10 protein-coding genes, 2 pseudogenes and 1 other annotated feature are annotated in these 11,246 nt (G+C 54.7%); of the genes and pseudogenes, 1 reads left to right on the forward strand and 11 read right to left on the reverse strand.

All coding sequences use genetic code 11. The features are described 5' to 3' along the window. Positions 1-64: 64 nt before the first annotated feature. Complete coding sequence (locus FH08_RS0108910; protein WP_031357998.1) at positions 65-1,141, forward strand: SDR family oxidoreductase; 1,077 nt, start codon at positions 65-67, stop codon at positions 1,139-1,141. Between the two features lie 243 nt (positions 1,142-1,384). Here FH08_RS0108910 and FH08_RS0108915 read toward each other — a convergent pair whose 3' ends face one another. From FH08_RS0108915 to FH08_RS0108965, 11 genes and pseudogenes are all read right to left on the reverse strand, one after another. Further along, entirely contained in the window at positions 1,385-2,299 is a 915-nt protein-coding gene (locus tag FH08_RS0108915) for a LysR family transcriptional regulator (protein ID WP_031357999.1), read from the reverse strand. Between the two features lie 309 nt (positions 2,300-2,608). After that, positions 2,609-2,893, reverse strand: coding sequence for a YciI family protein (locus FH08_RS0108920; protein WP_031358000.1), 285 nt, complete (start codon positions 2,891-2,893; stop codon positions 2,609-2,611). 54 nt (positions 2,894-2,947) lie between these two features. Then, positions 2,948-4,021 (reverse strand): zinc-binding dehydrogenase, encoded by a 1,074-nt coding sequence (locus FH08_RS0108925; RefSeq protein ID WP_031358001.1) that lies wholly within the window; start codon positions 4,019-4,021, stop codon positions 2,948-2,950. A 94-nt stretch (positions 4,022-4,115) separates the two neighbouring features. Continuing rightward, a pseudogene (locus FH08_RS0108930) lies at positions 4,116-4,715 on the reverse strand (iron-containing alcohol dehydrogenase); the annotation flags it as partial. A gap of 38 nt (positions 4,716-4,753) precedes the next feature. Next, positions 4,754-5,985, reverse strand: a protein-coding gene (locus FH08_RS0108935; RefSeq protein WP_419177991.1) for an IS3 family transposase whose coding sequence is annotated in 2 segments (ribosomal slippage) — positions 4,754-5,697 and positions 5,697-5,985 — 1,233 coding nt in all. Because the reading frame shifts where the segments join, the coding sequence is not laid out codon by codon here. Further along, positions 5,591-5,707, reverse strand: a sequence feature (AL1L pseudoknot). Its footprint overlaps the gene before it by 117 nt. A 48-nt stretch (positions 5,986-6,033) precedes the next feature. Beyond that, a pseudogene (locus FH08_RS0108945) lies at positions 6,034-6,516 on the reverse strand (iron-containing alcohol dehydrogenase); the annotation flags it as partial. A 54-nt stretch (positions 6,517-6,570) separates the two neighbouring features. Continuing rightward, a complete protein-coding gene (locus FH08_RS0108950; RefSeq protein ID WP_031358006.1) occupies positions 6,571-7,452 on the reverse strand; it encodes an intradiol ring-cleavage dioxygenase in 882 nt (293 codons plus the stop codon). 127 nt (positions 7,453-7,579) lie between these two features. Beyond that, positions 7,580-8,554 (reverse strand): zinc-dependent alcohol dehydrogenase, encoded by a 975-nt coding sequence (locus FH08_RS0108955; protein WP_031358007.1) that lies wholly within the window; start codon positions 8,552-8,554, stop codon positions 7,580-7,582. Positions 8,555-8,888: 334 nt separating this feature from the next. Beyond that, positions 8,889-9,677 (reverse strand): SDR family NAD(P)-dependent oxidoreductase, encoded by a 789-nt coding sequence (locus FH08_RS0108960; protein ID WP_035565775.1) that lies wholly within the window; start codon positions 9,675-9,677, stop codon positions 8,889-8,891. A 193-nt stretch (positions 9,678-9,870) separates the two neighbouring features. After that, positions 9,871-10,203 carry a hypothetical protein gene (locus FH08_RS51715; protein ID WP_152602762.1) on the reverse strand — a complete coding sequence of 111 codons (333 nt, stop codon included), beginning with the start codon at positions 10,201-10,203 and terminating at the stop codon, positions 9,871-9,873. A gap of 57 nt (positions 10,204-10,260) precedes the next feature. Beyond that, the gene (locus tag FH08_RS0108965) at positions 10,261-11,232 is read right to left on the reverse strand and encodes an ABC transporter permease (RefSeq protein WP_051887981.1); all 972 of its coding nucleotides are present in this window, start codon (positions 11,230-11,232) and stop codon (positions 10,261-10,263) included. Positions 11,233-11,246 lie beyond the last annotated feature (14 nt).

The raw sequence follows: 11,246 nt of genomic DNA on the forward strand, positions 1-11,246 counted from the left end.
CATCTGCACGGCCGTTTGCAACGAAGTGAACCTCAGCCGTGCATAACTTTAAAGGCCTTTCATTATGAAACAGCGTGCACTTATCGTCGGGGCTAGTGGAATCGCTGGCAGCAATCTGGCCGACCAGCTTGTGAGATCGGGATGGGAGGTCTACGGACTTTCCCGTGGACGGACTGCCGTGTCGGCCGAGGTCAAACCGATACTCGCTGACTTGACCGCAGCAGAATCGGTGAAAACTGCGCTCGGCGCACTTGATGTCAGTCATGTCTTCTTCACTACTTGGGCACGCCAGGCGACCGAGGCCGAAAATATTCGCGTGAATGGCGCGATGATCAGCAATGTGCTGGACGCACTCGCCGATGGGCCGTCGTCGCTTGAACATGTCGCTCTAGTTACCGGACTCAAGCACTATCTCGGACCGTTCGAAGCGTATGCAACGGGCGCAGTTCCCGACACGCCTTTCCGGGAAAGCCAGGGAAGACAGAATGTCGAAAATTTCTACTATGAACAGGAAGATCGGGTGTTTGCTGGCGCGCAGCGGCTGGGTTACACCTGGAGCGTCCATCGCCCGCATACGATCATCGGCTATGCCGTTGGTAATGCGATGAACATGGGTACGACCCTCGCGGTATATGCAACGCTTTGCAAACAAACGAACACGCCCTTTGTATTTCCGGGATCAGTGGCGCAATGGAACAGCCTGACAGATATGACTGATGCCCGTCTCCTGGCGCGTCAGCTTGAATGGGCCGCCACCGCTGATGAGGCGAAGAACGAGGACTTCAACATCGTCAACGGAGACGTGTTCCGGTGGAAATGGATGTGGTCGCGCATTGCCGATTATTTTGACATTGAGCCGATCGCGTTCGATGGCGAAGTTCGTCCACTCGAAAGCAGGATGCAAAATGCGGTCGCACAATGGCAAGATATCGCGTCGCAGCTCTCATTGGCGGAAACGGACATCAATAAATTGGCTTCCTGGTGGCACACCGACGCGGACCTTGGCCGCCCAATGGAAGTCATCACCGATATGTCGAAAAGTCGCAAGGCAGGGTTTCTTGACTACCAGGCAACCGACGAGGCGTTCTTCGACCTTTTTGACCGGTTGGCCGCCGAGCGGATCATACCAACGCGTGGCTGAACTTTACTAGGGGACTAAAAGTGGCCTAATGATTTTGTTCGGACGGTGACTTGCATGAACAGGATCGTCGCCATTTCGCTTGAGCTTGCTGTCGGCGAGTACCGGCGTGATCGGAATAGCGAGATGGAACCTATGGTCAAGCATGTTGTGATGTGGCGGGGCAGTGGCAACCTGCCCGCCGAACGTAAAATGACCGACGCGCTGGTGAAGAGAAATTCGAAGGAATGTCCGAAAAGTAAATCGCTAACGTGTCCAAAGACGCTCGTAGTCGTTCTCACGAAACGACTTTAAGAGCAGTTCAATAAACGTCCGTACCTTCGCGGATAAATGCTTCCTGCTAGGGTACGCGAGGTTGATTGTGAGCCGCGGAAGATCCCATTCATCGAGAAGGGGAACCAGCCGGCCTGCTACGAGATCATCGTACACAATGTATTTTGGCTGTATCAGCACGCCGAGACCGCGAAGCGCAGCTGTACGTAGAACCTGCCCATCGTTCGACTCCATGAGCCCATCGACCAACACGGTGGAGGTCTCGGTGCCGCGCGTAAATTTCAACTCTCGATAGTTCTTTGAGAGGGTGTAATTTAGAATTTTATGATCGACAAGTTGCTCAGGGCTGTCTGGAACCCCGTTTGACTGAAGGTATTCAGGAGATGCCGTCAAAATTCGCCGCGTTACCGCTAGACGACGGATCGTAATCGTCGAATCTCCCTCAAATTCTCTGGTACGAATGGCTAGGTCGATGCTGTTATCGATCATGTCGAGATATCGATTGGCAGTTTCGACATATACCGATACTTCTGGATACAGACGGGTATATTCAGGAATGATCGGAGCGATATGCAGAATGCTAAATGACAAGGAAGCAGATATCCGTAATGTGCCTGTAGGATTCACATTGCTTGCTTGAGCCGTCGAGTCGGCTTCCTTCGCTTCCTGCAACATGGCTTTTGTGCGTTCGACGTATTCGCGACCGATTTCTGTGAAGTAAAGCCGTCGGGTACTTCGTTCAACCAACCTTACTCCCAATCTATCTTCCAGGCTCGACAAATAACGAGTAGCAGCGGGATTCGACATTCCCAGCGCTTGCGCCGCACGGCTCAAACTTCCCAACTCGGCTGTCTTAACCAGCAGCTCAAATTCCGTCCAACGGTCCATGAGTCTCCTTCATATTCCCGTTCAAAGCTAGTAGTTATTTTGACATCTGACACACCTGGAGGAACTGACATTTTATCACTGCATCGCATGCAAGCCATGCACTTTAAACGGGAACCGCCGCTAACATCTCTGCCAAAGCGGCGCGCTCCATAGACCACCAAGCTGATGGAAAGTAAGAGTGGTTGAGAATAAGAAACTCGATCCGCGCGGCGACTAGCTTAGAGATGCGCTTATGCTGTACAAAAACGCATCCACTCCAAGAACAGCCCATGGTACTGGTTTGAAGCAGGATCGCTTGCCACCACTTGGTCAGCGATTGTCAACGCGCTTCAGAAACGGCCGGACCTCCATGGTCTTCCAGATGCCAACCTTATTAAAAGGGTCTTCCTTGGCGAAGTTCCGCACCGCTTCGATCGATTCCGATTCGTAGAGGAAAAAGCTCCCAATCATTGTCTTGTCATCATCGGCAACCAAGGGTCCGGAAATGAGCGTCTTAACCGGCAAGGTTGCCAGATACGCTTTATGCGCGTCATAGTGTGCAAGACGTGTGTCGACCATCCCGTCATGATCGAGGCAATACACGATGTAGTTCATCTGTCATCCTTTTGATTTGAGTAGTCTGTAAAAATGCAATCTCAAGTCCTGACTTTATTCGCCAACCTTGACGAGGATCTTGAGGTGCTCCCCTGACGGATCCAGTAACGCTTCAAAGCCGTCTCGCACGACGTTGTCCATTTCGATCTGCGCGGTTGCGACTTTCTCGACCGGCAAGACGCCGCTTTCAATCATCGCAGCGACGCGAGGAAAGCTGTAGGTTGGGAAGCACCACGTGGCCTCAACGGTGATATCTTTCAATGCCCACTTCATTGCATCGACCGTAGCGAGAGAAGAGTGCAGTCCAGCCTGAACAACAACGCCTTGAGGGCGAACCGCGTCCACACATGCGTTGAGCGATTTCTCCAGGCCAACGCATTCAATTGCAGTATCAACGCCAACACCTTCTTCGGTCTGGTCGCGAATTGCCTCGATCAAGTCGATCTTTGACGGATCTATCGCGATACAATCAGGCACGAGTTCGACCGCCTTTCGCAAGCGGTTCGAATTGACCTCCGCAACGAAAATCCTCGATGCACCCGCTGCCTTTGCAGCAAGCAACGCCAGGGCACCTATGGGTCCGAGACCTGAGATAAGTACTGTCGAACCGGTTGTGACCCGGCCACGGTCTAACGCATAGAGTGAAACTGCGGCCGGTTCCAGCATTGCTGCCTGCGCATCGGTCAGTTTCTTCGGAACCGGGATCGCGTTGTATCCTTTGACCACGGCCTGCTGACCCATTCCACCCCACTTCCACGAAAGTCCAATGCACGCCTGGCAAGGGCTGAGATGAAATAGACCACGACGACCGAAATAATCGTCTCGCGGCGAGACCAGCGGTTGCACGGAGATTCTGTCTCCCGGTGACACGTGTTTAACCGAGCGACCTACGTCCATGACTTCTGCAGAAAACTCATGACCAAGGATTTGCGGGAGTGTTGCTCCACTGTAGGCATGCGGTGTCTTTGGCGTGACTATCGGTCCGCCAACATACTCGTGCAGATCAGTACCGCAGATCCCGCAGACCAATGGGCGCACAAGGACGTCATCGTCAGCAAGCGGCTCTTCCGGTGCCGCGACTTCTTCGACGCGTATGTCGCGCTTACCATGAAATCGAACTGCTTTCATACATCTTCTCCATCAATTAGTGTGAATTGGCGACGCCGAAATCGCGTCTTCTACCAGCATCAATGTGCTCCGGGCATTGCGATCCGGACACGAGTCAAATTTTCCAAGTGCGTGGCTTGACGCCATCAAAGGCGTCTTGAAGCAGGCTTCTGATTCGGCCTCGATCGATCGGCTGCGGATTCCAGTATGGGTTGGCACAGACAATATCTGCCGCACGATCAAGATCGTCCTGATGCATCCCGATCTCTCTCAGCGACATGGGTGCGCCAACTTCTTTAGCAAAATCGTACATTCCGCAACCAGCGTCATCCGCATTAATTGCAAGCGCTATTCGCTTCATTGCTTGCGGCGCCGCATTTGTGTTGTAGGCGAGGGCGTGTGGCAATATGATCGTGTGAGTTTGTGCGTGCGGAAGACCGAAACTTCCTCCTAGCGCGTGACAGAGCTTGTGATGCAGGGCCATTCCGACGGTACCCAAAACAGTCCCGCATAGCCACGATGCATACAACGCCTTTGATCGAGCCGCAACGTCGATAGGATCCCGGACAATCCCGCGAAGCGCTTGCGCCATCGCGCGAATCCCTTCTTCGGCCATGAGGCTGGTTACCGGATTCTGGTCACGCGCGTAGAGTCCCTCTGCAGCGTGGGCCATGGCATTGATTCCGCTTGTCACTGACAGACCTGTGGGCAACGTGAACCGCCCCGGGTTCCGTGGAGGCTGTTGGGTTTAAGTTACGCTGCCATTGGGACAGCTTGATTAGAGAGTTGCCGGTAGTAGTTTGCTTCCGCTTCGGCGGGAGGGATGTAACCGATGGGTTCCAGCAGTCGATGGTTGTTAAACCATGACACCCATTCCAGCGTGGCGAACTCCACAGCTTCTTTGGTCTTCCAGGGCACTCGACGATGAATCAGCTCGGCTTTGTAAAGTCCATTGATCGTTTCTGCTAGGGCATTATCGTAGCTGTCGCCCTTGCTGCCCACCGAAGGTTCGATGCCGGCTTCCGCTAGCCGCTCGCTGTATCGAATCGACACGTATTGCGACCCCCTATCCGAATGGTGAATCAAGCGACTGTCCTGCTCTGGTTGGCGTGCCCAGAGAGCTTGCTCCAATGCATCAAGTACAAAGTCCGTGCGCATCGAACTGCTGACGCGCCAGCCAACAATACGCCGGGCAAAGACGTCGATCACAAAGGCCACGTACAGCCAACCTTGCCAGGTCGATACGTAGGTGAAATCCGAAACCCACAGCTGGTTCGGCCGCTCCGCTCGGAATTGCCGATTGACCCGGTCCAGCGGATAGGGCGCCTTGTCGTCGCTGATCGTCGTGCGCATCACCTTGCCGCGCATCACACCGCGCAGTCCCTGACGACGCATCAGTCGTTCGACGGTGCATCGCGCAACCGCAGTACCTTCACGGGCCAACTGACGCCAGACCTTATCCGCGCCGTAGACCTGCATATTGGCCCGCCAGACACGCTCGATCTGCGGCACCAGCTCTTCGTCACGTCGAGCCCGCGCAGGTCGCAGTGTGGGGTCACGCCGCTGAGCTGCGTAACGACGGTACCCCGACGGGGCAATCCGCAGCACTTTGCAGATCGGCTCAACCCCGTACGTTGCCCGGTGCGCGTCAATGAAGTCCCTCATCACTTGAGTCGGCGGTCGAGCTCCGCCTGCGCGAAAAAAGCGCTCGCCAGCTTCAGGATCTCGTTGGCCCGGCGCAACTCCTTGACCTCGCGCTCCAGGTCTTTGACGCGCTGGGTCTCGGTCGTGCTCACGCCTTCACGCACCCCGGTATCAACCTCCTGGCGCTTGACCCATACCAACAGGGTCTGCGGCACGCAACCAATCTTGGGCGCAATTGACTCCACCGCAGCCCAAAGCGACGGGTACTCTCCGCGGTGCTCCTGCACCATACGCACGGCGCGCTCACGGGATTCAGGTGAAAACTTATTCGACTTGTTCATGGCTCCATCTTCTCAGAGGTTGGAGCCTCCTCAAAATCCGGGGCGGTTCAACGTCGTGCTTAGGCTTGGGTCGTAGATAACAGTCTTAGGCAAGACTCTCACGTCTGTACCGGTTCGCTTCAACGCTGACTCGGTAATCCCATAAATCGGTGTCATCTCGCTGCCCGAGTATGTTGTCGGAATGGCTAAGATAGGAAGTGTGGAATCGAGCGCGATTGCCTTCCCTAAACCGATTGCTGATCCTCCTCCCACGACCACCACTGAATCCGCTTTGAGGGCTGTCGCGAGAGAGAGCGCTTCTCGTGTAAGTTCAATCGGGACATGGGCCACCGTCTTGTCGAAAATACCAGCAAGCTGACTACCCAGTCGCTCGCCGACTTCCATCCCTGTTTCTCGTTGCTCCGGGCTACAAATAACTAGCGCTCGCTCGGCATTTAACGCCCGTATTTCGCGTGCGAGATGGCTCAATGAGCCTTCTCCGAACACCACCTTCGACGGCCGTCCCGTATACACAAACTCCAGCGATTCCATTGCTGACCTCGGAGAAATACGTTCCACTTACTCATCAAATCTCAGGGATTGTGGTTAAGCGTCATCTACAGGATTAAGGACGAAGTCGTAATTAAGCGTGTAGTGGACACTGCTTACCCGTGTTCCATCGGGTGCCACTCCAGGCTCGTGCCGCACCCAATCTGCGACTAAAGATGACCGCACGCCAAAGACTGCGTCTGAGTCAAGATACTTATCCCCGTTGCGGAAAATGTGGGTTACCAGCGTTTCATAACCCGGCGCAGTGATCATGAAATGGAGATGCGCGGGCCTCCACGGGTGGCGGCCCAGCGCCTCGAGCAATTCGCCAACCGGTCCATCGTGAGGTATCGGGTATGCCTCCGCCAGAATCGAACGAAAATGAAAAGCGCCGTCCGCCGCGCTGCGCAATCTCCCACGCGCCCGATGTTCCGGCGTCGTAGGAGAAGTGGGAACTATCTGGACATCGTAAAACCCTTCCTGATCCGACTGCCATACGTCAATTCGTGCAGACGTAACGGGGGACCCGTCCACACCCAGAATCCGACCGCTGACGAAACAAGGCTCGCCTGACGCCCCGTTCGATATATCGCCCCCGTTAGCATATTCTGGTGCTCCGTGGACGTAGAAGGGGCCAAAGACCGTTGCTTCGGTGCACTGCGCAGGTTTCTTGTTGTTTTGCGCGGTAACGAGCATCGACAGGCCAAGCGTGTCGGATAAAAGAATGAACTCTTGCCGTTTGTCGTCGGTTATGTTCCCGACCGCAGTCAAGAAGTCGATTGCTTTAGCCCACTCATCTTCGGTCAGCTTCACTTCTCGTGCAAACGAGTGCAGATGTTGGACCAAGCTTGTCATCACCGTCCGCAGCCTGGCATCTTTCGTCGCCGACATGGAATCAACCACAGCTAGAGTGATCGTGTTTTCATTGATATTGCGCATGGTCTCTCTCTAAATGTCAAATCAGGTTGCCGGCCATTTACGGCGCACAGAAGCCACCTCAATTTCCAGTGCCCGAGCTCACACACGTTCGTCGTACTCGCTCGCGTTTCGCGCTCGCCTTTATCGCTCAGTCGTTGGTAAGGGTGACCTTGATGCACTCGCTTGGCGGAACGTTCAGCGCCTCAATGGCGTCCTTTAGATCGAAACGATGAGTTTGAATAGGTGAGAGATCGATCCCTGTCTTCTCAAGGAAGCGAATCGCCGCCGGCCAGACACCAGGGGACCCTATGCAGCCGCGAACGGTGAGATTGCGCATCTGAATCTTCCCGAGATTTAGAGCAACCTTGCGGTCAAGGCTAATGCCGACCATTGACACGCGTCCTTCTTCTGCAGCGAAGTCGAACACCTTTTCGAGAGACGAATCATGCCCGGATGCTTCGATCACCAGTTCCGCACCCTTACCGCCGGTAAGCGCCATTACCTGCTCAATCACCTTGTCGGTCGGCTCCAGCGCGTAGGCCGCGCCGAGTGCGATGGCGGCCGCACGCCGGCGTTCTAGCGGGTCGATCACAATAACCCGGGCGCCCATGCCGACTGCTGCCGCCGCCGAGCAAAGTCCGATCGTGCCACCGCCGGAAACCACAACGGTCTCGCTAGCGTTGGTACCTCCTGAGCGCATCACCGCGTAGTATCCGCAGGTGAACGGCTCGATCAGAGAGCCCGTGGTGTCATCCAGATTCGCCGGTAGCTTGTGGAGCCATTCAGGCTGAACAGCGAAGTATTCGCGATCCGCGCCGTCCATCGAAAATCCAAAATGATTCAGACGTTCGGGTGTTTCCACGACGCACTCGCCGACTACCCGATCACCCACTTGCAGCCCGGAGACAAGACTGCCTATTGCCATGACTTCACCGCACCACTCGTGGCCAGGAACCACGGGATACGAAATCGGAATGATGTAGCGGCCGCCGAGCAATTCGTAGTCGGAGTGACAGATCCCGACCGCGCGCGTGCGTATCAAGACTTCCGAGTCTTTTATGCTTGGGATAGGGACTTCCTTTACTACTGGTTTTCCGGGGGATTCAAATACCAGAGCTTTCATTTTTTGTCTCAAGGTGGTTTTCAGGTCGCGGCTTGCAGCCGTCGAAGGCTACCTGCCTTTCAAGCGCCGAACACGTGAATCTCTCCAAAAGCGAGATTCGTCAATTGTCTCGGCGCTCTTGGTTGGTCTTTGGAAGAACCGCGCCTTATGTGTGAAAATGGACCAAAACATGTGCCCCGCTTGGGTTGCGAAGATCCAAGATGTTGCAATCTGATTTTTATCGTAGCGTTGATCAACACCGAACCCATGCGACTCGAATCAGTTCACGTCTCGACGCTTGATTTAAGCTTTATACGGTCGTCAATCCAATCCGCATTCGTCTAGCCAGTATCAGTCAAGAAAATATGACACCGCCGTTCACGTTCAAGGCTTCCCCAGTCACATATTCGCCGTCTTCGGACGACAAATACACAATCGCTGAAGCTATGTCTTCCGGTCGACCGAGTCGGCCCAATGGAATACTGTTTTTTACGTGCTGGACCTGTTCTTCATAAGTTATCTCGCGTAACACCGCTTCCTCTCTCATCGCTTTCTTAAGCATGTCGGTTTCGGTGTTTCCGGGGCAGACTGTGTTTGCCCGGACACAAAAGGGTGCCATTTCGAGCGCTAACGCTTCAGTCATTCGCACGACCGCCGCCTTGGTTGCGCAGTAGACCGCAAAGTTGGCGAACCCCTGCTTCGCGTACCAGGAGCCAATGTTGATAATGCAACCGCTCTTCTGATCTCGCATGACACGGGCCGCGGCTCGGCTGCCATTGAATACGCCCCGGAAGTTCACGCTAACGATCCGGTCAAACTCACTGTCGGGAGTGTCCGCGACCAGCATCATTGTCTGAACGACTGCCGCGTTGTTGACGATAAGGTCTAGACGGCCGTGTTTCGCGACTGTCGATTCGATCAAGGCATTCGTTGAGTCGCTACTGACAACATCGACCTGGAGCGAAGAGACTTTGCAATCCGGAACGGCGGCAAGTGCTTCGGCGACAGTGTCGTCGCACGAAGCAAGATCCGCTGCGATCACGGTGGCCCCTTCCTTTACAAGCCGAAGAACGATACCTCGACCAACGCCTCGAGCTGCGCCTGTGACAACTGCTACTTTCCTTTCAAGTTTTCTTGAATTCACAACAATTCTCCATTTCCAGACTTTGAGGATTACGCATTTGAGTGGTCGATTTGAACGTTTCTCTACTTGCGCCACCATTGATCCGTATCGTCTACACATTCTCCACGCGTGCGCCAGAAAACCACACTCCAGAGAAACTTCTTAATACAAAGAATTTGACGGTGGAGAACCGTAGAAGTGGTGCTAGGCGTTTTCATGTCGTGTCTGCTCCGTCTTTAATATGCGCGATGCCAGATGCACTGATCATCTGTTGTTTGGATCGGCGCGCTTGTTGTCTCGTATGTTCCGGTGACAAACACGAGAAACGACGGGACAGACGCAAGATAGACGATAATCCGAAGTCCTTATGATTTGGCGACGGCTCACCCTTTGCCCGTGCTATTTCGGCGGCTAGCTCGAAGCAGCGGGAACGTTCGCTTAGTAACAGAGCCAGGGCTCTCGCGATAATCTCCATATCGCGGGCATCCAGATCCCGGGTTTCATCAATCTTGCTCACGATTTCAGTTTCGTCAAAGAGAGTTCCCATGTGACACCTTGAATCCTTGGGATCACACCTGGCGCCGGCGAGGAAAATCGGACGGCGTTACTTCACGATTCCGATCTTTGCGCGATCTGTGGTGAGTATCACTGCGATCAGCGCCATGACCCCGAACACGATGTTCTGCGTCGTTGGTGAAATGCCGACCATGACCGTAATCACGCGCAACCATGCAGTGATCACGCCGCCCACCAGGGCCGCGCCGATACCGCCGACACCACCTGAAATCGCAGTACCACCCAACACCACGCCGACAATCGACAGGAGAAGAAGGTTGCCCGCAATGCCGGGAGAACTGAATCCGGTGATTGAACTCAGCAGAACGCCTCCGATCCCGGCACAAAGCGCCGACAACGCAAATACGAGGCAACGAATACGAACCGTGTCGACACCCGACATGATTGCCGTACGTTCACCTGAGCCGAGCGCGTAGAGATCACGGCCAAACCGGGTGTACCGTATGAGAAGGGTGAGAATCAGCGTGAGGGTCAACACGACGATGATCGAGTTTGGAATGACGCCGGAGCTCTCGGAAATCCATCCGACGACCGAATCGTCATCCGGAATCGGCAGCGCCGTTGCGTTCGAGAGCAATAGCGCAAGCCCGGTTACGATGCTGAGCGTCGCCAACGTCGTAATGAATGACGGAAGCTGTAGCTTCGCATGCACATAACCTTGAAGTCCACCAAACAGAAATGCGCCTAGAAGGATAATGGGTGTTGTCCAGAGCCCAAAGACCGGATGGCAGTTGACGATCAGAACACCGACCAGCGCGGCAATCCCGGCTACGGAAAGATCAATGCTGCCGGCGAGTATCGGCAGGGTGCTTCCTACCACGAGAATCAGCAGCGGAGCCGCATCGGTGAAGAAATTCGACAGGCCGCCAGTAGACAGCACGCCGGGTGCAAAGACGGAGCTTCCGGCGACCAGCAGGATTAGAACCAGCAGCGGGATCAGGCCACGGGCTCGGCTGAAATAAACCCCTAAGGCAGGACTGACAGGTTTCGCGATGTTCATTTTTTTATACCCCT

It is taken from the genome of Caballeronia sordidicola, from assembly GCF_000729995.1.
GTDB lineage: Bacteria > Pseudomonadota > Gammaproteobacteria > Burkholderiales > Burkholderiaceae > Caballeronia > Caballeronia sordidicola_A.